The sequence below is a fragment of the Nocardia sp. NPDC004573 genome, assembly GCF_053602135.1.
The window spans coordinates 118,724-143,863 of the sequence record NZ_JBSGDA010000019.1 but is presented as its reverse complement, the minus strand read 5'-3'; the positions used below and the strand labels follow the sequence as shown (position 1 = coordinate 143,863).

Here is a 25,140-nt window from a genome sequence, read left to right as displayed (position 1 = left end):
GGTCTCGCCGTCACGTTCGGACAGCACCAATTGCAGGTCGAACTTGGCGACGTCGATGGGCAGCTCGACGCCGCTCACCGTCAGACCGGGCAGTTCCAGGCTGTTGCGGCCGGTGTTCTGGAACGACAGCATCACCTGGAACAGCGGATGCCGCGCCTGCGAACGCGCCGGGTTCAGGATTTCAATTAGCCGCTCGAACGGCAGGTCGGCGTGCCCGAACGCGGCGATGTCGGTCGCGCGCACCGCGCGCAGCAGCTCGGTGAACGTCGCGCCGGACTCGATCGGGGTCCGCAGCACCAGGGTGTTGACGAACATGCCGATCAGGTCGTCGAGCGCGCGCTCGCCACGTCCGGCGACCGGCGTGCCGATCGCGATGTCGTCCTCGCCGGACAGCCGCGCCAGCAGCACGGCCAGCGCGGTGTGCGCGACCATGAACAGCGTCGCGCCCCGCGTGCGGGCCAGTTCGGTGAGCTGGGCGTGGGTTTCGGCGTCGATCTCGAAGACGTGCGTGGCGCCGCGACCGGAGGCGACCGCGGGCCGCGGCCGATCCGAGGGCAGGTCCAGCTGCTCGGGCAGTCCGCGCAGCGTGTCCGACCAGAACGAGATCTGCTCGGAGATCACCGAGGCCGAGTCGTCTTCGTCGCCGAGCACCTGGCGCTGCCACAGCGCGAAGTCCGCGTACTGGACCTCGAGCGGACGCCAGGCGGGCTCGCCGCCGTCGACGCGGGCGCCGTAGGCGGTCATCACGTCGCGGGTCAGCGGCCCCATGGAGAAGCCGTCGGCCGAGATGTGGTGCACCACCAGCGCGAGCACGTGCTCGGTGGGGCTGATCTCGAACAGCCGGGCGCGGAAGGGCACCTCGGCGGTGACGTCGAAGGCGGTGCCGATCAGCCGCGCGAGCTGTCCGGGCAGTTCGGCTTCGGTGACGTCGATCGGCGTGAGGTCGGGGATGACCTTGGCCGTCGCCACGATCCGCTGGTGGGCGGCGCCATCCACCTCGGGGTAGAAGGTGCGCAGCGACTCGTGGCGGGCCAGCACGTCGGCGACGGCGATCTGCAGCGCCTGCCGGTCCAGCAGACCGGACAACCGCACCGCGGCCGGGATGTTGTCCACCGCCGAATCGGGGTCGAAGCGGTTGAGGAACCACATGCGCTGCTGGGCCAGCGACAGCGGCACCAGCTCCGGGCGCTGTTGCGGCGCCAGCGGGGCACGGCCGCCCGCGCCCGCCTTGGTCTCCGCGCGCGCCGCCAGCGCGACCACGGTGGAGGCCTCGAACAGTTCACGCACGCCGAGGTCGGTGTCCAGCGCGGCCGACAACCGGGCCGCGACCTGGGTGGCCGACAGCGAGTTGCCGCCGAGGGCGAAGAAGTCGTCGTCCAGGCCGACCCGCTCCAGGCCGAGCACGTCGGCGAAGGTGGCGGCGACGATCTCCTCGACCGGTGTGGTCGGGGCCCGGAACACCGCGGCCTCGAACACCGGCGCGGGCAGCGCCTTGCGGTCCAGCTTGCCGGAGGCGTTGAGCGGGAATTCGTCGAGCGTCATCACGATCGACGGCACCATGTACGCGGGCAGCTGACGGCCCAGGTCCTCGCGGACCAGGTCGGTGTCCAGGGCGGTGTCCGGCGCGGGGATGACGTAGGCGACGAGTTGATCACCCGCGTGCGGGTCGGAGCGCACCACGACGACGGCTTGGGCGATTTCGTCCAGGCCGGTCAGCGCCTGCTCGATCTCACCCAACTCGATCCGCAGACCACGCAACTTCACCTGGAAGTCGGTGCGCCCCAAGTATTCCAACTCACCGTGCTCGGTCCAGACCACCAAGTCACCCGTGCGATACATCCGCGCACCAGGCTCCCCGTAGGGGTTGGCGACGAACCGGTCACTGGTCAGGTCCGGGCGCGCGACATAACCCCGCGCGAGCTGGACGCCCGCGAGGTACAGCTCACCCGCGACACCAACCGGAACCGGGCGCAGGCGCGCATCCAGCACGAACACCTGCGTGTTGAACACCGGCGCACCGATCGGCACCGTCTCGGTATCGGCATCCACGACCTCGTGGAAAGTGACGTCGACCGCGGCCTCGGTCGGACCGTAGAGGTTATGCAACGCGGCACCAGTCAACTCACGCAGACGATGCGCGGGCTTGGGCGGCAACGCCTCACCCGAAGCGAACACCAACCGCAACGAAACACACTGCGCCGCAGCGGCATCAGCGACGAACACCGCGAGCATCGACGGCACGAAGTGGGTGACGGTCACCTGTTCGGTACTGATGATCTCGGCCAGGTAGGCGGGGTCACGATGCCCATCCGGCTTCGCCACCACCAAGCGGGCACCGACCTGCAACGGCCAGAAGAACTCCCACACCGACACATCGAAGGTGGCCGGGGTCTTCTGCAACACCACATCGGCGCCGGTCAGCTGGTAGGCAGTCTGCATCCAGACGAGCCGGTTGACGATCGCGGCGTGCGAAACCGCCACACCCTTCGGACGACCCGTCGAACCCGACGTGAAGATCACATACGCCGTATTCGACGGACGCAACGGCGCCCGACGATCCGCGTCGGTGAGCGGCGCCTCGGACAGGCCCTTCAGATCGAGCAGATCGATCCGCACCTGCGCGGTGTCGATGTCCAGATCGCTGCCGGAGGTCAGCACACACACCGGATCGGCCGTGGCGAGGATGTATTCGGTGCGCTCGGCCGGGTGATCCGGATCCAGCGGCACATACGAACCACCGGCCACGGCGACGGCGTACATGCCGACCACCAGATCGATCGAGCGCCGCATGCCCAGCGCCACATACGATTCCGCGCCCACGCCGCGCGCGATCAGCCAGCGTGCCAGCTGGTTCACCCGCCAGGAGAACTCGGCGTAGGCCAGACTCGTCCCCTCGAACGTGATCGCGGTCGCGTCGGGAGTGCGTTCCACCTGGTCGTAGAACATCGACACCAGGGTCGCGCCGGTGTCCACGGGGTGCGCGGTGTCGTTCCAGCCGGACACCACGAGTTCGCGCTCGGCGGCATCCAGCAGTGCGATGTCACCGACCACCGCCTCGGGTTCGGCGGTGATCGCGGTGAGCACCCGGACCAAGCGGTCGGCGATGCGGCGCACCGTCTGCTCGTCGAACAGGTCGCGCAGGTAGCCCGCGCGCACCCGCAGCCGCGAATCCAGTTGCGCGATCAGGGTCAGCGGGTAGTGCGTGGCGTCGGCCGCGTCCAGGCCGACCACGGCCATGCCGTCGATGTCCGCCGCCTGCGCCTGCAAGCCCGCGGCGTCGACCGGATAGGACTCGAACACCACCAGGGTGTCGAACAGCCCGCCGACGCCGGCGACCGACTGGATGTCGGCCAGGCCCACGTAGTGGTGGTCGAGCAGGTCGGCCTGCTCGCCCTGGGTGCGGACCAGCAGCTCGCGCACCGACTCCGACGGATCGAAACGCACCCGCACCGGCACGGTGTTGATGAACAGGCCGACCATCGATTCCACGCCCGAAAGCTGCGCGGGACGCCCGGAGACGGTGGTGCCGAACAGCACGTCGTCGCGGCTGGTCATCCGGCCGACGAGGAGACCCCACGCCGTCTGCAGCACGGTGTTCGGGGTGACGCCGAGCGATGCGGCCAGCGCGGTCAGCCGCGCGGTGGTCGCCTCGTCCAAGTCGAAGAAGTACTCGCCGGACAGCGAGGTGATCTCACGACCGGCGTCCGGCCGCGCCAGCAGGGTCGGCTCGCCGACGCCGCGCAGCGCGTGCGCCCACGCCGCCAGCGACGCCGCGTGGTCCTGCTGCCGGGTCCAGTCCAGGAAGTGCCGGTAGGAGCGCACCGCGGGCAGTGCCGAGGCATCCGCGTGGGCGGCGTAGAGCACCAGCAGATCCCGCATGAGCAGCGGCATGGACCAGCCGTCGAGCAGGATGTGGTGGTTGGCCACCACGAACTGCCAGCGGTCGGGCGCGACCTGGATCAGCGTGAAGCGGATCAGCGGCGGCGCGGCCAGGTCGAACCGGCGCATGCGGTCGGCCTCGATCAGGTCCTCGGCCGAACCGGATTCGATCCGGTCGTGCTCGGCCCACGCCACCCGGACGCTGTCCAGCACGATCTGCACCGGGTTGCCGTCGTGGTCGCTGACGAACGCGGTGCGCAGGTTCTCGTAGCGGTCCACCAGAGCCTGTGCCGCCGCGCGCAACCGGGCGGCGTCCACCCGGCCGGTGAGCGTGAGCACCGCCTGCGCGGTGTACACGTCCACCGAGGTCGCCGCGAGGCGGGCATGGAACAGCAGACCGGCCTGCAGCGCCGACAGCGGCCAGACATCGGCCAGCGCCGGGTAACGCCGCTCCCAGGCGTCGATGTCGCGTTGTGTGCTGCGCACCAGCGCGAAGTCCGACGGGGTGTGCCCGCCCGCGCCGGCCGAATTGGCATGGCGCGCGACCGCTTCCAGCGCCGCGGTCCACAGCTCACCGAACTCGCGCACGTCGGCGGCCGACAGCAGGGTCGACGGGTAGCCGATGTTCGCGGTCAGCTTGTCGCCGACCACGATCGCGTTCACGTCCAGCGGGGCCATCGCGGGCATGTCCGCGTCGTAGGCGCCGCCCAGCGCGCCGAGTTCCGGCGCCGGGATCCAGCCGAAGCCGCGCAGCGATTCCGGCACGTCGCCCTCGGAGACGCGCCCGAGGTAGTTGAAACTCACCTGGCCGGGCAGTTCGCGCGGCAGCTCGGCGGCGGTCTCGGCGTTCAGGTAGCGCAGCAGGCCGTAGCCGATGCCCTTGTCCGGCACCGAGAGCAACTGCTCCTTGACCGCCTTGACGGCCGCGCCGAGCGCGGGCCCGCCGGTGAACGCGGCGTCGACGTCGACGCCGGACAGATCGAAGCGGACCGGGTAGATCGCGGTGAACCAGCCGACGGTGCGCGACAGATCCGCACCCGCCACCACGTCTTCCTCGCGGCCGTGACCCTCCAGGCGGATCAGCAGCGAATCGTCGCCGGTGGCGGCCACCCGCCGCGCCCGCCACTTCGCGGTGGCCAGCGCCAGCGCGGTGAGCAGGCCGTCGTTCACACCGCCGTGGAACAGCGCCGGAACCGTGGTGAGCAGGGCCTTGGTGACCTCGGCGGACACCTCGACCTGATGCTTCTCGATGACGCCCGAGATGTCGACCTCGGGATCCATCGGACGCTCGGTCAGCAGCGGATCGGCCGCGCCGACCACCGAACGCCAGTAGTCCAGTTCGGCCACCCGCTCGGGGCTCGCGGCCTCGCGCTCCAGCGCGTGCGCCCAGGCCCGCATCGACGTGGCCGGGGCGACCAGCTCGGGCGTCTGCCCGGCGGTGCGCTGCCCCCACGCCGTCACGAAGTCCGGCACCAGGATGCGCCACGAGACGCCGTCCACCACCAGGTGGTGGGCGACGACGATCAGGCGTCCGGCGCGCTCGGCGGAATCGGGCTCGAGCCAGACGAACCGGATGACCACGCCCGCGGCCGGATCCAGCCGGTCCAGCGACTCGTCCAGTGCGGCGGAGGCGATCTCGACCAACTCCGCGTCGGTGACGTCCGCGTCGAATCCGGTGCGGTCGATCAGCGCGTCCACTTCGACCGTGCCGGGCGCGGCGGTCTCGACGACCCAGTCGTCGCCGTCGCGGCGCAGGCTCGCGCGCAGCATGTCGTGGCGATCGATGACAGCGCTCACCGTCGCCACGATTCCCGACCGGTCGATGCCGACCGGCAGTTCCAGCGCCAGCGTCTGGTTGAACCGGCCGAACGAGCCGCGCCGCTCGGCCATGAACCGCACCACCGGCGTCAACGGCATGACGCCGACGCCGCCGCCCGGCGGCTCGGCCAGCGTCGTGGCCGACGCCTCGGCGGCTTCGGTGGTCTCGGCGACCGACGCCAGACCGGCCACCGTGCGCTGCTCGAAGACGTGCCTCGGGGTGAACACCACGCCGCGCGCCTTGGCCCGCGACACCAGCTGGATGGAGACGATGCTGTCGCCGCCGAGCGCGAAGAAGGAGTCGTCAACGCCGACCCGCTCCACGCCCAGCACCTCGGCGAACACCTCGGCGATGGTCTGCTCGACCGGGGTGCGCGCCGCGCGGAACACGACCTCGGTCGCGAACACCGGCTCCGGCAGCGCCTTGCGGTCCAGTTTGCCCACCGGGGTGAGCGGCACGTGGTCGATCACCATGATCGACGAGGGCACCATGTAGGCGGGCAGGCGGTCCTCGACGTGCGCGGTGAGCGCCGCCACGTCGATCGAATTGCCCTGGGCCGCAACGACGTACGACACGAGTGACACCGCGCCCGCGGCGCTCTTGTGGCCGACGGTGACGGCGAAGTCGACGGTTTCGTGCGAGGCGAGCGCGGCGTCGATCTCGCCGAGCTCGATGCGGAAGCCGCGCACCTTCACCTGGAAATCGGAGCGGCCGACGTACTCCACTTCGCCGGTGCGGGTCCAGCGGACCACGTCACCGGTGCGGTACATCCGCGCACCCGGCACATACGGGTTGGCGACGAACCGCTCCGCCGACAGACCCGGGCGCGCGTGGTAACCGCGCGCCAGCTGGACGCCCGACAGATACAGCTCACCTGCGACACCCACCGGAACGGGCCTGAGCTGGGCATCCAGGATCAGCGACTGCATACCGCGGGTCGGGCCACCGATGGTGACCCGGTCGCCCGGCGCGAGCGCGTCGCTGATGTTGGTCATGATCGTGGTCTCGGTCGGGCCGTAACCGTTGTGGAAGCGGCGGCCCGAGCCGTCCGGTGCGCCACCCCATTTGGTGACCAGATCGGCGGGCACGGCTTCACCACCGGCCACGATCACCCGCATGCCGGCCAGCGCGGCCGAATCCAGCGAGGCGAGCACCGACGGGGTGATGAACGCGTGCGTGACCCGCTCGGCGCGGATCAGCTCGGACAGTTCCTCGCCGCCGTACACGCCGGGCGGGCAGACCACCAAGGCGCCGCCGCAGCCGATCGCCAGCAGGAATTCCAGGATCGAGGCGTCGAAGCTGGGCGAAGCGAAATGCAATGCGCGCGTGTCGGAGTCGACGTCGTAGCGGGCGTTCTGCTCGTCCCGGAAGTTGGCCAGACCGGCGTGGGTGACCACGACGCCCTTGGGCACACCGGTGGAACCGGAGGTGTAGATGACGTACGCGGGGTGCTCCGGCCGCACCGGGCGCACCCGGTCGGCGTCGGTGACCGCGGCGTCGTCGAACCCGCCGAGATCCAGTTCGTCGAGCACCAGCCACTCGACCGACTCGGGCAGCTCGGCGCGCACCGACGCCACGGTCAGACCGATCGGCGAGCCCGAGTCGGTGACCATGTGCGCGATGCGGTCGGCGGGGTAGGTCGGGTCGATCGGCACGAACGCGCCGCCGGACTTGGACACCGCCCACTCGGCGAAGTACGACTCGTCCGACCGAGGCACCGCGACCGCCACCAGATCCTCGGTGCCGATGCCGCGCTCGATCAGCAAGCGGGCCAGGCGGTTCGACCGTGCGTCCAGCTCGCCGTAGGACACACTTCTGCCCTGGAACACCACGGCGGGCGCCTCAGGGTCGATGGCGGCGGCTTCGGCGATCAGGTCCGGCAGCGTCCGCGCGGGTGTGGCGGGCGCGCCGGTGCGCGCGATCAGGTCGGCCCGCTCGGCGGCGTCGAGCACGTCGATCGCGCCGACGGCGACCGAGGCGTCGGCCGCCACGGCCGCGAGCACGCGTTCCCAGCGGTCCACGATGGCCGCGGCGGTCGCCTCGTCGAACAGCTCGGTGGCGTAGGTCAGCGCCAAAGCCATGGCGCCGGAACCGGATTCACCGCGCTCGGCGAGGGTGAACTGCAAGTCGAAGCGGGCGACGTTCTCTTCCAGGTCCAGTGCGGACACCGAAAGGCCCGGCAGCTCCAGGGTGGTGCGCTCCAGGTTCTGGAACGCCAGCATCACCTGGAACAGCGGGTTGCGGGCCTGCGAGCGCTCCGGCGCGAGCAGTTCCACCAGCCGCTCGAACGGCACGTCGGCGTTGCCGTAGGCGTCCAGGTCGGTGCGGCGCACCCGGTCGAGCAGCCCGGCGAACGACTCGCCCGGCTCGATGCCCGTCCGCAGCACCAACGTGTTGACGAACATGCCGACCAGGTCGTCGAGCGCGGCTTCACCGCGGCCCGCGACCGGGGTGCCGACCGCGACGTCGTCGCTGCCGGACAGCCGCGCCAGCAACACCGCCAGCGCGCTGTGCATCACCATGAACAGCGACGCACCGCGCTGCCGCGCGAGGTCCTCCAATGCGGCGACCAGGTCACCGGGGAGTTCGCGGTGCAGCGTCGCGCCGCGATGCGAGGCGACGGCCGGGCGCGGGCGGTCGGTGGGCAGAGCGAGCTCGTCGGGGATGTCGTCGAGCGCGCGCCGCCAGTAGGCGACCTGCTTCGCCAGCAGCGAGTCGGGATCGTCCTCGGACCCCAGGATCTCCCGCTGCCAGACCGCGAAGTCGGCGTATTGCACCGCCAGCGGGGCCCAGCCGGGAGCGCTACCGGCGCTGCGCGCGGTGTAGGCGGCCATCACGTCGCGGGTCAACGGGCCCATCGAGAAGCCGTCGGCCGCGATGTGGTGCACCACCACGACGAGCACGTGCTCGTCCGGCCCGGCCGTGTACAGCCGGGTGCGCAGCGGAACCTGTTCGGCCACATCGAATCCGGTGGTGACGAACTCGGTCACCGTCTCGACCAGCCGCGCCGGGTCGACCGCAACGGGGTGCAGGTCGAGGGCGATGTCCTCGGCGGGCACGATCACCTGCACCGGGGTGCCGCCGTGCTCCGGGTACCGGGTGCGCAGCGATTCGTGCCTGCGCACCACGTCTGCTACCGCCAGCCGCAGCGCCTCGACGTCCAGCGCGCCGGTGAGCCTGATGGCGATCGGCAGGTTGTAGGCCGCCGAGGCGGTGTCGTACTTGTTCAGGAACCACATGCGCTGCTGCGCGAACGACAGCGGCACCAGCTCGCCTGCCGCGCGCTCGCGCGCGACCAGCCGGGCGCGGGCGGCGCCGTCGGCGTGCGATTCGACTCGCGCGGCGAGCGCTTCCACGGTGGACGCCTCGAACAGGGTGCGCACCGCGACGGTCGCGCCCAGCGCGGCGCCGATGCGGGCGACCACTCTGGTCGCGATCAGCGAGTTGCCGCCGAGGTCGAAGAAGTCGTCGTCCACGCCGACCCGTTCCAGGCCGAGCACGTCGGCGAACACCGCCGCGACGGTCTCCTGCACCGGGGTGACCGGCGCGCGGAACGCGCGCGAGGTCGCCGTCGGCGCGGGCAGCGCGCGGCGGTCCAGCTTCCCGTTGACCGTCAGCGGGATCCACTCCAGCCGCACCACGGCCGAGGGCACCATGTAGGCGGGCAGCTGCGCGGCCGCGCCGTCGCGCACCGCGTCGAGCACCGGCTCCGCGCCCGGCTCGGACACCACGTACGCGACGATCCGCTGATCGCCGGGCTGGTCCTCGCGCACGATGACCGCGGCCTGCGCGATGCCCGGCTGCGCCAGAATCGCGGACTCGATCTCGCCGAGCTCGATGCGGAAGCCGCGCACCTTCACCTGATCGTCGGCGCGACCGAGGTATTCCAGCTCGCCGAACCGGTTCCAGCGCGCCAGGTCGCCGGAGCGGTACAGCCGCCCGCCCGGCGCGTCGCCCAGCGGGTCGGCGACGAAGCGGGTCGCCGACAGATCGGGGCGGCCGAGGTAGCCGCGCGCCAATTGCGGTCCGGCCACATACATCTCACCCGCGACGCCGACCGGCACCGGGCGCAGCCTGCTGTCGAGCACGTACACCCGCAGCCCGGCGATGGCGCGGCCGACCACGCTGCCGGAGGCGGCGGCGATGGTCCCGGCGTCCAGCGCGCGGTAGGACACGTGCACCGTGGTCTCGGTGATGCCGTACATGTTGACCAGCAGCGGCCCGGCGGACGCGCCGGTGCCGTCGCCGTGGCGCGCCACCCACTCCGAGAGCCTGCGCAGCTCCAGCGCCTCACCGCCGAACACCACGTAGCGCAGCGCCAGCGGCGCGGCGGCGGGCGCGGCGTTCCGGTCGGCCTCGGCCAGCTGGTAGAACGCCGACGGGGTCTGGTTGAGCACCGTGACGCGCTCGGCGCGCAGCAGTTCCAGGAACTGCTCGGGTGAGCGCGAGGTGTAGTAGTCGACCACCACGAGGGTGCCGCCGAACAGCAGCGGACCCCACAGTTCCCACACCGAGAAGTCGAAGGCGTAGCTGTGGAACAAGGTCCACACGTCCTCGGGCCCGAAACCGAAATCGCGGTCGGTGTTCGCGAACAGCCGCACCACGTTCCGGTGCGCGACCGCGACGCCCTTCGGGCGGCCGGTCGAGCCGGAGGTGTAGATCACGTACGCGACGTTGTCCGGGGTGAGCGCGGCGTTGCGGTCGGCGTCGGTGATCGGCGCGTCGTCGGCGTCCTCGACGTTGCCGGTCTCCACCGCGAACCCGTCGAGCACGACCGACGGCAGCCCCGCGGGCACCTCGACCTGCACCGTGGAGTCGAGCACCACGCTGGTGGGCCGGGAGTCGGCGAGCACGTACGCGATGCGCTCGGCCGGGTAGGTCGGATCGACCGGCACGTATCCCGCGCCGGTCTTCACCACGGCCAGCAACGCGACCACGAGGTCCAGCGACCGCGGCAGGATCACCGCGACCAGCGTCTCCGGTCCCGCGCCGTCGCTGATCAACCTGCGCGCCAGCACGTTCGCGCGCCGGTCCAGTTCGGCGTAGGTCAGCGTCTCCACGCCGAAGCGGGCCGCGACGCGGTTCGGGTGCGCGGCCACGGCCGCGTCGAACAACCCGACCAGGGTGATGTCCGGATCGGCGAACAAGCCGGCGACGCTCTCGGCGCCGGAGGACACCCAGCGCTGCGAGACGTCCAGCCGCTCGCCCTCGCCGAGCAGATCGATGTCGCCGATGGCGACCTGCGGATCCTCGGCGACACCACGCAGGATGCGCACGAACCGATCGGCGAACGCGGCCACCGTCTCCGGGTCGAACAGCTCGGTGGCGTAGTTCCACGACAGCGTCAGCCCGCCGTCGGCGGCCTCGCCCACGGTGAGCTGCACGTCGAATTTCGCGGTGCCCGGGTCGAAGTCGACGGCGGCGACTTCGAGGCCGCCGGGCAGCGCGACGGCGCCGAGCGCGGCCGCCGAGGCGGCCTCGAAGGTCAGCGCGACCTGGAACAGCGGGTGGTGCGCCTGCGAGCGCACCGGGCTGAGCACGTCCACCAGACGCTCGAACGGCACGTCGGCGTTGGCGAACGCGGCCAGATCGGTGCGGCGCACCTGCTCGAGCAGTTCGGCGAACCCGGCGCCCGGATCGACCTCGCTGCGCAGCACCAGCGTGTTGACGAACATGCCGACGACGTCGTCGAGCGCGCGTTCACCGCGGCCCGCGATCGGCGTGCCGATCGCGACGTCGGTGCTGCCGGACAACCGGCCCGCCCACACCGCCAGCGCGGCGTGCACGACCATGAACAGCGTCACGCCGCGGGCGCGCGCCAGCTCGGCGAGCGCCTCGTGTACCCGCGCGTCCACCGAGAAGTCGTGCGTGCCACCGGCGTTGGCGGCGATCTCCGGCCGGGGCCGGTCGGCGGGCAGCTCGATCTGATCGGGCAGATCGCGCAGTTGCTCGGTCCAGTAGGCGATCTGCCGGGCCGCCACGGAGTCCGGATCGGTTTCGCTGCCGAGCACCGCACGCTGCCACAGCGCGTAGTCGGCGTACTGCACCGCCAGCGGGGACCAGGACGGCGCCTCGCCGCGGGCGCGCTCGGTGTAGGCCAGCACGACGTCGCGCAGCAGCGGCCGCAGCGAGAAACCGTCCGCGCTGATGTGGTGCATGACCAGCACCGCGACGTGATCGGTCGCCGACAACGCCAGCAGGTTCGCCCGGAACCCGATCTCCGCGGTCACGTCGAAACCGGCGCTCGCCAGCTCCACGATCCGCGCGGGCAGTACCTCCGCCGCGACGGGTTCGGCGACCAGGTCGAAAGCGACCTCGCCCATCGGCAGGACCCGCTGATAGCCGGTGCCCTCCACCTCGGGGTAGACCGTGCGCAGCGCCTCGTGCCGTGCGAGCACGTCGTTGACGGCCGCACTCAGCGCGGCGACGTCGAGTGCACCGGTCAGCCGCAGCGCCACCGGGATGTTGTTCACCGCCGTGCGGTTGTCGAACCGGTTGAGGAACCACATCCGCTGCTGGGCGAGCGACAGCGGCACCAGCGCGGGGCGCTCCTGCGCGACCAGCGGCGTCCGGCCGCCTTGCCCGGCGGCCGATTCCACCTTCGCCGCCAGCGCAACAACGGTGGACGCCTCGAACAGCACCCGCACCGGGACCTGCGTGTTCAGCGCCTCGCCCAGCCGCGCCGCCACTTGGGTGGCGACCAGCGAGTTGCCGCCGAGGGCGAAGAAGTCGTCGTCCAGACCGACCCGATCCACGCCGAGCACCTCGGCGAAGGTCTCGGCCACGATCTCCTGCACCGGCGTGGCGGGCGCGCGGAACACCGCGGCCTCGAACACCGGTTCCGGCAGCGCCTTGCGATCCAGCTTGCCGGAAGCGTTCAGCGGGAACTCGTCGAGCACCACATAGGCCGTGGGCACCATGTACCCCGGCAGGCGCGCGCCGAGCTCGGCCTTGACCGAGTCGACGTCCACCACCCGGTCCGGGTCCGTCACCAGGTACGCGACCAGCTGGTCACCGGTGCGCTCATCGGTGCGCACCACGACCACCGCCTGCGCCACCGAGTCCAGCGCCGTGAGCGCCGCCTCGATCTCGCCCAGCTCGATGCGCAGACCGCGCACCTTCACCTGGAAGTCGGTGCGGCCCAGGTACTCCAGCTCGCCGTCTTCGGTCCAGGCCACCAAATCGCCGGTGCGGTACATGCGCTCGGCGTCGCCGAACGGGTTGGCCACGAAGCGCTCGGTGGTCAGATCGGGGCGACCCACGTAACCGTGCGCCAACTGCGCGCCCGCGAGGTACAGCTCGCCGGGCACGCCGACCGGAACCGGCCGCAGTCTCGAATCCAGCACGTACACCTGGGTGTTGAACACCGGAGCGCCGATCGGCACCGACACCGTGTCGGCCTCGGTCACCTCGTGGAAGGTGACGTCGACCGCGGCCTCGGTCGGACCGTAGAGGTTGTGCAGCCGCGCACCGGTCAGCTCGCGCAACTTCTGTGCGGTCACCGCGGGCAGTGCCTCACCGGAGGCGAAGACGTTGCGCAGGCTGGTGCACTCGGCCGCGCGCTCCTCGGCGACGAACACCGACAGCATCGACGGCACGAAGTGCGCCGTGGTGACCTGCTCGTCGACGATCAAGCGCGCCAGGTACGCGGGATCGCGATGCCCGTCCGGCTTCGCGACCACCAGGCGGGCGCCGACCTGCAACGGCCAGAAGAACTCCCACACCGACACGTCGAACGTGGCGGGCGTCTTCTGCAACACCACGTCGTAGGCCGCCAAACCGTATTCGGCGTGCATCCACACCAGACGGTTGACGATCGCCGCGTGCGAGACCGCCACGCCCTTGGGGCGGCCGGTCGAACCGGAGGTGAAGATCACGTACGCGGTGTTGGCCGGACGCAGCGGCTTGTGCCGATCGGCGTCGGTCAGCGGCTCGTCGGAGAACTCCGACAGGTCGAGTTCATCGATGCGCACCTGTCGGGAAACCGTGGTCTCCAGGTCGGAACCGGAGGTCAGCACGCACACCGGGCGCGCGGTCTCGAGGATGTAGTCGATGCGCTCGGCCGGATGGTCCGGGTCCAGCGGCACGTACGCGCCGCCCGCGGCGTTCACCGCGTACATGCCGACCACGAGGTCGATCGAGCGGCGCATACCCAGTGCCACATACGATTCCGGGCCGACGCCGTTGACCTTGAGCCAGCGCGCCAGCTGGTGGACCCGGCGGGCGAACTCGGCGTAGGACAGACTTGTCCCCTCGAACGTGACCGCCGGGCTGTCCGGGGTACGCGCGACCTGGGCCTCGAACAGCGAGACCAGGGTCGCCGCGGCGTCGCCGACCGGCGAGGTGAGCGCGGCGTCGACCGCGAACTCGGTGGCGTTCCACCGCTCGATCACCAAGGACCGCTCGGCGTCGTCCAGCAGCTCGATGTCACCGACGGTGACCGACGGTTCGGCGGCGACACCGCGCAGCACGCGCACGAAGCGCTCGGCGAACGTCCCGGCGAACACGCCGTCGAACAGGTCGGTGGCGTAGACGAGTTCGGCGTCCATCGCCGCCTCGCCGCCGGGGACCTCGCTGAGCGTGAGCTGCAGGTCGAACTTCGCCGTCGGCTGGTCGATGCCCAGCTCGGAGACGGTGAGACCGGGCAGCTCCAGCGCGGTGCGGCCGAGGTTCTGGAACGACAGCATCACTTGGAACAGCGGGTGGCGTGCCTGGGACCGGGCCGGGTTGAGCACCTCGACCAGCCGCTCGAACGGCACGTCGGCGTGCGCGAACGCCTGCAGGTCGCGCTCGCGGACCCGGGCGAGCAGATCGGCGAACGAGTCGCCGGGGTCCACTTCGGCGCGCAGCACCAGGGTGTTGACGAACATGCCGACCAGGTCGTCGAGCGCCTGCTCACCGCGTCCGGCCACCGGGATGCCGATGGCGATGTCGTCGGAGCCGCTCAACCGCGCCAGCAGGGCGGCGAACGCGCTGTGCACCACCATGAACAGCGTGCTGCCGTGCGTCTGCGCGACCCGGTTCAGGTCCTCGATCAGCTCGCCCGGCACCCGGAACCGGTGGGTGCCCGCGCCGTAGGAGGCGATGGCGGGCCGCGGGCGACCAGGTAGGCGCAGCTCGTCGGGCAGCCCGGCCAGCGTCTCGCGCCAGTAGTCCAGCTGCTCGGAGATGAGCGAGGTCGGGTCGTCCTCGGAGCCGAGCGTGTCGCGCTGCCACAGCGCGAAGTCCACGTACTGCACGGCCAGCGGCGGCCAGCCCGGCTGGGCCGCGGAGGTCCGCGCCACGTAGGCGGTCATCAGGTCGCGCACCAGCGGGCGCATGGAGAAGCCGTCTGCGGCGATGTGGTGCACCACGACGACCAGCACGTAATCGTCGTGACCGAGCCGGTAGGCGCGCAGCCGCACCGGCGGCCGGGTGGTCACGTCGAAGCCGCGTTCGACGAATTCGTAGAGGACGCCGAGCAGTTGCCCCTCGGCCACCTCGACCACGTCCAGATCCGGAATGGCCCTGGTGGCGTTCAGCACCCGCTGGTAGGCGACCCCGTCGCGGGACGGGTAGATGGTGCGCAGCGATTCGTGCCGCGCGACCACGTCGGCGATCGCGCCGCGCAGCGCGTCCAGATCCAGCGCGCCCTCCAGCCGCACCGCGGCCGGGATGTTGTTCGCGGCGGAATCGGCGTCGAAACGGTTGAGGAACCACATGCGCTGCTGCGCCAGCGACAGCGGCGGATGCTCGGGACGCACCTGTGCCGTGAGCGCTTGGCGCGCACCGCTGCCCGCGTGCGACTCGACCCGCGCGGCCAGCGCGGCCACGGTCGGTGCCTCGAACAGCGCGCGCACGCCGACCTCGGTGTTCAGCGCCGCGCTGAGGCGGGCGACCACCTGGGTGGCCACCAGCGAGTTGCCGCCGAGTTCGAAGAAGTCGTCGTCCACGCCGACGCGCGGCACGCCGAGCAGGTCGGCGAAGATCTCCGCGACGATCTCCTCGATCGGCGTCGAGGGGGCGCGGAAGACCCTGGCCTCGAACACCGGGGCGGGCAGCGCTTTACGATCCAGCTTGCCGGAGGCGTTCACCGGGAACGCGTCCAGCACGACCAGCGCGGCCGGGACCATGTACCCCGGCAGCGCCGCCGACAGCGCGGTCTTCACCTCGTCGATGTCGACGGCCACATACGGTTCGCAGACCAGGTAGCCCACCAACTGGTCGCCGGCGTGCGCGTCGGCGCGCAGCACGACCACCGCCTGCGCGATCCCGGGCTGTGCCAGCAGCGCCGACTCGATCTCGCCCAGCTCGATGCGCAGACCGCGCAACTTCACCTGGAAGTCGGTGCGACCCAGGTAGTCCAGCTCGCCGGCGGGGGTCCAGGCCACCAGGTCACCGGTGCGGTACATCCGGTCGCCCGGCGCGCCGTAGGGGTTGGCCACGAACCGGTCGGCGGTGAGATCCGAACGGCCCAGGTAGCCGAGCGCCAGTTGCTCGCCCGCGAGATACAGCTCACCCGCGACACCCGGCGCGACCGGGTGCAGGCGGCTGTCGAGCACGAAGACGCGGGTGTTCCACACCGGACGTCCGATCGGCACCGACACCGTGTCGGCGTCGGTCGCCTCGTGATACGTCACGTCGACGGCGGCCTCGGTCGGGCCGTACAGGTTGTGCAGACGCGCGCCGGTCAGCTCGCGCAAACGCTGCGCCGTCTGCGCGGGCAGCGCCTCACCGGAGGCGAAGACCTGCCGCAGCCGCGGCGCGGGCAGGCCGTCGCCGTTCTCGTTGCCCAGCGTGGAGACGAACACCGAGAGCATGGACGGCACGAAGTGCGCCGTGGTGATTTCCTTCTCGGCGATGATCCGGGACAGGTACACCGGGTCGCGGTGCCCGTCCGGCTTCGCGACGACCAGCCTGGCGCCGGTCTGCAGCGGCCAGAAGAACTCCCACACCGACACGTCGAACGTGGCGGGGGTCTTCTGCAGCACTGCGTCCTGGGAGCCGATCGGGTACGCGTGCTGCATCCACAGCAGCCGGTTGACGATCGCGGCATGGCTGACCGCCACACCCTTCGGGCGACCGGTGGAACCGGAGGTGAAGATCACGTAGGCGGTGTTCTCCGGCCGCAGCGGGCGCGTGCGCTCGTCGTCGCTGATCGGCGCGCCGCTGGTCGCGGCGAAACCGGGCACGCCCTCGATACCCTCCACCGACAGCGCGGTCACTTCCGGCTGCGGGTCCAGGCCGAAGCCGTCGGCCGACCGGTACAGGATCATCCGCGGCCGAGCGGTCTCGATGATGTAGTTGATCCGCTCGGCGGGCTGGTCCGGGTCCAGCGGCACGTAGGCCGCGCCCGTCTGCACCACCGCGTACATCGCGACGACCAACTCGGTGGAACGCCGCAGCGCCAGGGCCACCAGCGATTCCGGGCCGACGCCCGCGCCGATGAGCTGGCGGGCGATGCGGTTGGCCCGCTCCTGCAACTGGCGGTAGGTCAGCCGTTCGTCGTCGAAGTCGAGCGCGATCGCGTCGGGCGTGGCCGCCGCCTGCGCGTCGAACAGCGACACCAGCGTCGCGACCTGGTCCACCGGGTGCGTGGTGTCGTTCCAGTCGATCAGCACCCGCGCGCGTTCCTCGGACGCGAGCAACTCGATGTCGCCGATCGGGACGTCCGGGTCGACGGTCACGGCCGCGAGGATGCGGTCGAGGCGGCGGGCGAACGCCGCGACGGTCGGCTCGTCGAAAAGATCGAGAGCGTAGGAGAACTCGGCCGACATGCCCGCCGATTCACCCTGCTCGTCCTGCGTCTCCGACAGGGTCAGCTGCAGGTCGAACTTGGCCAGCCGTGCGTCGTAGTCGATGCCGTTGACCGACAGACCGGGCAGCTCCAGGCTCGCCTGCCGGGTGTTCTGGAAGGTCAGCATCACCTGGAACAGCGGGTGGCGCGCCTGCGAACGCGCCGGGTTGAGCACCTCGACCAACCGCTCGAACGGCACGTCGGCGTGCGCGAACGCGTGCAGGTCGGTCTCGCGCGCGCGGGCGAGCAGATCGGCGAAGGTCATCGCGCCGTCCACCTCGGTGCGCAGCACCAGGGTGTTGACGAACATGCCGATCAGATCGTCCAGCGCGGCCTCACCGCGACCTGCGACCGGGGTGCCGATGGCGATGTCGCTGGTGCCGCTGGCGCGGGCCAGTAGCACCGCCAGCGCGCTGTGCAGCACCATGAACAGCGAGGCGTTGTGCCTGCGGCCCAGCTCGATCAGGGCGCGCTGGGTCTCGCCGGAGATCACGAACGGGTAGGTGCCGCCGCGGTAGGAGGCGACCGCCGGGCGCGGCCGGTCCGAGGGCAGCGTCAATTCGTCGGGCAGATCGGCCAGTTCGCGCGTCCAGTAACGGATCTGGTTGGCGATCAGCGAACTCGGGTCGTCCTCGGAACCGAGCACCTCGCGCTGCCACAGCGCGTAGTCGGCGTACTGCACCGGCAGCGCCGACCACGCCGGCGCCTCCCACGACGTGCGCGCCGCATAGGCCACCATGACGTCGCGGGCCAGCGGTCCCATCGACCAGCCGTCGGCGGAGATGTGGTGCACCACCATGCCGAGCACGTACTCGGTCTCGCTGATCTCGAACAGCCGCGCGTGCAGCGGCACTTCGCTGGTCACGTCGAATGCCATCGAGGCCAGCTCGACCAGGTGATCGATCAGGTTGTGCTCGGTCACCGGCACCGGGGTCAGGTCCGGCACGATCTGCGCGGCGTCCAGCACCACTTGCACCGGGCCGGTCTTGGTCTCCGGGAACACCGTCCGCAGCGACTCGTGCCGATCGATCACGTCGATGACCGCGACCTGCAAAGCGGCGATGTCCAGATCACCGGACAACCGGATGGCGACCGGGATGTTGTTCACCGCCGAGGAGGTGTCGAACCGGTTGAGGAACCACATGCGCTGCTGTGCCAGCGACAGCGGTACCTGCTCCGGACGATTCCGGGCCACCAGCGCCTTGCGCGCGCCGTCCCCGGCGTGCGACTCCACCCGCGCGGCCAGCGCCGCCACCGTGGACGCTTCGAACAGCATGCGCACCGGCACCCTGGTGTCCAGCGCGATGCCGAGGCGGGAGGCCACCTGGGTGGCGATCAGCGAGTTGCCGCCCAACTCGAAGAAGTCGTCGTCCACGCCGACGCGGGAGATGCCGAGCACCTCGCCGAAGATCTGCGCGACGATCTCCTCGATCGGCGTGGTCGGCGCACGGAATTCGCGCACCTCGAACACCGGCGCCGGCAGCGCCTTGCGGTCCAGCTTCCCGGAGGCGTTGAGCGGGAACGCTTCCAGCACCACGATCGCCGAGGGCACCATGTACGCGGGCAGCGTGCGATGCAGCGCGTTCTTGATGCTGTCCAGGTCGACCGGGCCCGCTCCGGTCACCACGTAGGCGACCAGCTGATCACCCGCGACGGTGTCCATCACCAGCACCACGGCCTGGGTGACGGCCGGGTGGTCGAGCAGGGCGGTCTCGATCTCGCCGAGCTCGATGCGCTGACCGCGGAACTTCACCTGGAAGTCGGTGCGGCCGATGTACTCCAGCACGCCCGCGCCGCCCACTTCGGGATCGCGCGGATGCACCCAGCGCACCAGGTCGCCGGTGCGGTACAGGCGGGAGCCGGGCGGGCCGAACGGGTCGGCGACGAACCGCTCGGCGGACAGGTCGGGGCGGCCGTGGTAGCCGCGGGCGGTCTGCACGCCGCCGAGGTACAGCTCGCCGGGGACGCCGACCGGAACAGGCGCGAGGCCCTCGTCCAGCACATAGGTCTGCGCGTTCCACACCGGACGGCCGATCGGCACCGACGTGGGGGCGACCCCGTTGACGTGCCAAGCCGTGGCGTGCACGGTGAACTCGGTCGGGCCGTACAGGTTGTGCACCGCGGCCGTGGAGAACTGCCGGAACGCGGTGACGGTCGCGGGCGGCAGCGCCTCACCGGCGACGAGAACCGCACGCAGCGAGGCGCATTCGGCGGTGTCCGCGGACCCGGCGAACACCGACAGCATGGACGGCACGAACGAGGTCATGGTGACCCGGTGCCGCCCGATGATCTCCGACAGGTAGATCGGATCGCGGTGGCCGTCGGGCGCGGCGATCAGCATGCGGGCGCCGACGGCCAGCGTGCCGAACAGCTCCCACACCGACACGTCGAAGGTGACCGGCGTCTTCTGCAGGATCACATCGCCCGGGCCGATCCGGTATTCGGCGGTGATCCAGGCGATCTGGTTGACCACCGACGCATGGCTGACCGCGACGCCCTTGGGGCGGCCGGTCGAGCCGGAGGTGTAGAGCACGTAGGCGGTGTTGGCGGCACGCAGCGGTGCGCGGCGCTCGGCGTCGGTGACCGGCTCGTCACCGAATCCGCTCAGGTCCAGGGTGTCCAGCGTCAGCACCGGGATGCCCGCGGCGGCGACGTCGTCGGCCGTGGTGGTGAGCACGCACACCGGCGCGGAGCTGTCGAGCACGTATTCGGTGCGCTCGGCGGGGTGGTCGGGGTCGATGGGCACGTAGCCGCCGCCCGCGGTGAGCGTGGCGTAGATCGCCACCAGCATGTCCACCGACCGGCGGATGCCGACCGCGACCAGCGTCTCGGGGCCGACGCCCGTCTCGATCAGCTTGCGCGCCAGTCGATTCACCCGCGCGGCGAACTCGGCGTAGGTCAGCTCGACCGGCGCGCCGAAATCCTGCAGGCCGCGCGAGCCGCCGTCGAACACGACCGCCGGATCGTCCGGCCTGCCCCGCACCTGCTGCTCGAACAACTCCAGCACGGTGGCCGCAGGCACGTCGTGACCGGTGTGGTTCCACTCGGCGAGCACCCGGTCGCGCTCGGCCTCGTCGAGGATCTCGATGTCGCGCACTGCCTTTTCCGGCGCGGCGACGGCGGCTTCCAGCACGCGCAGGTAGCGGCGGCCGAACTCGGCGACGGTCGGCGCGTCGAACAGGTCGGTGGCGAAGGAGATGACCGCGCCCATGCCCGCGGGCTCGCCGTTCGCGCCGCGTTCCTCGGTGACCGTCCACTGCAGGTCGAACTTGGCGATGTCGACCTCGAGCTCGTCGGCGGTGACCGAGAGCCCCGGCAGTTCCAGGGTCGCGTGCGACATCTCCTGGAACGACAGCATCACCTGGAACAGCGGGTGGCGCGCCTGCGAACGGGTCGGGTTGAGTACCTCGACCAGCCGCTCGAACGGCACGTCGGCGAACGCGAACGCCGCGAGGTCGGTTTCCCTGGTGCGGCCGAGGAATTCGGCGAACGGCTCGCTGCCGTCCACCTCCGACCGCAGCACCAGGGTGTTGACGAACATGCCGATCAGGTCGTCGAGCGCCTGCTCACCGCGCCCGGCGACCGGGGTGCCGATCGCGATGTCGTTGGTGCCGGACAACCGGGCCAGCAGCACGGCCAGCGAGGCGTGCATGACCATGAACAGGCTCACGCCCTGCGCACGGGCAAGTGCGACGAGCTCGCGGTGCAGCTCGGCGTCGATGTCGAAGCTCACCCGGCTGCCGTGGAAGCTCTGCACCGGCGGACGCGGACGGTCCGCGGGCAGGTCCAGCTGGTCGGGCAGGCCCGCCAGCGCCCTACGCCAGTAGGCGATCTCACGCGCCGCCATCGACGCGGGATCGGATTCCGCGCCCAGCAGCTCGCGCTGCCAGACGCTGAAGTCCTGGTACTGCACCGGCAGCGGCGCCCAGCTCGGCGCCTCGCCCGCGGTGCGGGACAGGTAGGCGGCGGCCACGTCGCGCGCCAGCGGGCCGAAGGAGAAGCCGTCGGCCGCGATGTGGTGCACGACGAACGCCACCGCGTAGTCGGCGACGCCGTTGCCGCGGCCGCCGGTGACCGCGAAGACCCGCACCCGGATCGGCAACTCATGCGAGACGTCGAAGCCGCGCGCGGCGAATTCGGCCAGCGCGCCGTGCAATTCGGCCTCGTCGATCGGCTGCACCTCGATGCCGAGCTCGACCTGGTCGACCGCAAGCACCTGCTGGTAGCCGCCGTCGCCGGACTCGGGGAAGATCGTGCGCAGCGACTGCTGCCGCTCGACCACGTCCAGCAGCGCCGACTGCAACGCGTCCAGGTCCACCTGGCCGCGCAACCGCACCACGAACGGCAGGTTGTAGGTCGGCACGGTGGGGTCGAACTGGTTGATGAACCACATGCGCTGCTGCGCCAGCGACAGCGGCACCCGCTCCGGCAGCTGCTGGGCCACCAGCGGCGGACGCGATTCGCCCACCGGCGCGGCGTTCTCGGCGCGCGCCGCGATACCGGCGACGGTCGGGGTCTCGAACAGCGCGCGCACCCCGATCTGGGTGCCGAACGCGGCGCCGATGCGCGCCACCACCTGGGTGGCGACCAGCGAGTTACCGCCCAGGTCGAAGAAGTTGTCGTCGATGCCGATGCGCTCCTGGCTGAGCACGTCGGCGAAGATGCCCGCCACGATCTGCTCGGCCTGGGTGCGCGGCGCGCGGAAATCACCCGCGTCGGCGCTGAACACCGGCTCCGGCAGCGCCTTGCGGTCCAACTTGCCGCTGGTGTTCAGCGGGAAGGCGTCCAGCACCATGATCGACGCGGGCACCATGTAGCTGGGCAGCTGCTCGGCGGCGAACCTGGTCAGCTCCACCGGCTCCACGGTGTGGCCGGGAGCCGGGACGACGTAGGCCACCAGCTGCTGGCCGGTCGCGGTGTCCACCACCAGCACCACGGCCTGGCTGACCGCGGGATGCGCGAGCAGATCGGTCTCGATCTCCCCGAGCTCGATGCGCTGACCGCGGAACTTCACCTGGAAGTCGGTGCGGCCGATGTATTCCAGCGTGCCCGCTTCGTTCCAGCGCACCAGGTCGCCGGTGCGGTACATCCGCTCACCCGTGCTGGACAACGGGTTGGCGACGAAGCGATCCGACGTCAGGTCGGGACGGCCGCGGTAGCCGCGCGCGAGCTGACGCCCGCCCAGGTACAGCTCGCCCGGCGCGCCGATCGCGGCCGGACGCAGCCGCGAATCCAGCACGTAGACCTGGACGTTCCACTCCGGGATGCCGATCGGCACGGTCACCGTGTCGGCGGCGGTCGCTTCCCAATAGGTCACCGAGACCGCGGCCTCGGTCGGGCCGTACAGGTTGTGCAGTCCCGCGTCGGTGATCGCGCGGAAGCCGGCGGCGGTCTCCGGCGGCAACGCCTCGCCGATCACGAACACCGCGCGCAGCGTGGCGCATTGGGCGCGCGTGGCGTGCGCGACGAACACCGTGAGCATGGACGGGACGAAGTCGGTCACGGTGACGCCGTGCCGGGAGATCATCTCCGCCACGTACAGCGGATCGCGATGCCCGTCCGGCGAGGCGATGACCAGCTTCGCACCCACCAGCAGCGGCAGGAAGTAGCCCCACAGCGACACGTCGAACGTGGTCGCGGTCTTCTGCAGATACACATCCGCCGCGGTCAGCCGGTACTCGTCGAGCATCCACAGCTGCTGGTTGACGATCGCGTGATGGGTGACCGCCACGCCCTTGGGGCGGCCGGTGGAACCCGAGGTGTAGATGACGTAGGCGGTGTTGTCCGGGCGCAGCGGCGCGAGGCGGTCGGCGTCGGTGACCGGATCCGCCGAATACGCCGAGGTGTCCAGGGTGTCGATCTCCACCCGGCGCACCGATTCCGGCAGCTCCAGTTCGTCGGCCGAGTGCGTCAGCACGCACACCGGCGCGGCGCTGTCGAGGATGTAGGCGGTGCGCTCGGCCGGATGATCCGGGTCGATCGGCACGTACGCGCCACCGGCCTTCAGCACGGCGTGCATGCCGATCACCAGCTCCAGCGAGCGGCGCATGCCCAGCGCGACCAGCGACTCCGGGCCCACGCCGTCGGCGATCAGGAAACGGGCCAGCCGATTGACCCGCGCGTCGAACTCCCGATACGTCAGCGTCGCGCCCTCGAAGTCGAGCGCGATGTTGTCCGGGGTCAACGGCATCTGCGCGTCCAGCAGCGCCGCGAGTGTGGTCTCCGGAACCTCCTGCTCGGAGTCGTTCCACTCCAGCAGCGTCCGCTCGCGCTCGCCGGAGGTGGCGACCGGAAGCCCCCACACCGTTTCGTCCACCTCGGCGGCGAGGAAACGATCGAAGAACTCCAGGAAGCGGCCGTGGTGGCGGCGCGCCTCGTCCTCGGTGTAGAGGTTCGGGTTGGTCTCGAAGTCGATGTGCGAGCGGGTGCCTGCGACCGACTGGTAGAAGTTGACGCCCAGGTCCTCGATGCTGCCGGTGGACAGCACGCTGAGCTGGCCGACCATCGGTCCCATCACCAGCTCGTCGTGGAACAGCATGATGTTGACCCACGGCCCGAAGAACTCCGTGGTCACCACGCCGTCACCGGCCGCGTCGCGGCGGATGTCCTCATGCCGGTAACGCTGGTGACGCAGCGCGCCGGAGACCTCGACCTGCACCTGCTTGAGCAGCTCCGACACCGTCGTGTCGTGGCCGACGTGCAGCCGCAGCGGCACGATGTTCGACGACACACCGCCCGAACGGCGCATCGCGGCGGTGGTGCGCGCGGTCACCGGCAGGCTGAGGATGACGTCCTCGACGCCGTTCCACTGCGCCAGGTACGCGGCGAAACCGGCCAGCAGCAGGCCGGCGGGCGAGGAATCGTGCCGCGCGACCGCGGCCTCCAGCAGGCCGTTCTGCTCGTCCGACAGCGCCGCGCTCACGATGCCGTTGATCGCGGCGGGCGGCGCGGAACGACCGGTCAGGCTGGTGCCCTCTTCCAGCCCCTCCACGCGCTGCGCCCAGTACTCCTTGTCGGAGGTGAAACGGGAGCTCTCCCGATAGGCGATCTCCTGCTCGTACAGCGTGTACAGATCGGTCGCCTTGGACGCGGCGGGTTCGGTGCCGGCGACATACGCGGTGTAGAGCTCGGCGATGCGGTTGAGGTTGGTCATCGCGCCGAAGCCGTCGAGCGCGATGTGGTGGGCGCGGGAGTACCAGTACCAATGATCGTCGGCCAGTTGCAGCGCCGCGATCATGATCAACCGGTCGTTCAGCAGGTCGAACGGGCGGCTGTACTCGGCGCGCATCCATGCCATCGCAGCGGCGGCCGGATCGGCCTCGCCGCGCAGATCGACGTAGACGACCTTGTCGTAATCGGCGATGGCGTGGTCGACGTACTGCAACGGCTCGCCGTCGCGCTCGATGATCCGGAGGAAGCCGGAACCGAGCTCGTGCGAGGCATCGATGCTGGCGCGCTCGAGCACATCGACATCCAGCTCACCGTGCAGGTCGACGTATTGCGCGATGGTGACCGGCACCTGCGGGTCGACGTGCTGCGCGTACCAGATGCCCAGCTGAGCGGGAGACAGCGGGAACGCGCCGGACAGGCCGGGTTCTGCCCCAGCACCAGCGTGTGCCCGTTCGCCACCAGTTTCGCCGTTTCCGCCGAAATCCAGCCGGTCCAA

1 protein-coding gene (running past one end of the window) is annotated in these 25,140 nt (G+C 70.8%); it reads right to left on the bottom strand.

Features of this window, described 5'->3' with window-relative positions; genetic code table 11:
* Positions 1-25,140, bottom strand: part of the annotated coding region (locus ACWEKR_RS25985; protein ID WP_452356683.1) for a non-ribosomal peptide synthase/polyketide synthase (this coding region is incomplete at its 3' end). The annotated region extends 10,166 nt beyond the left edge of the window; 25,140 of its 35,306 annotated nt are in view.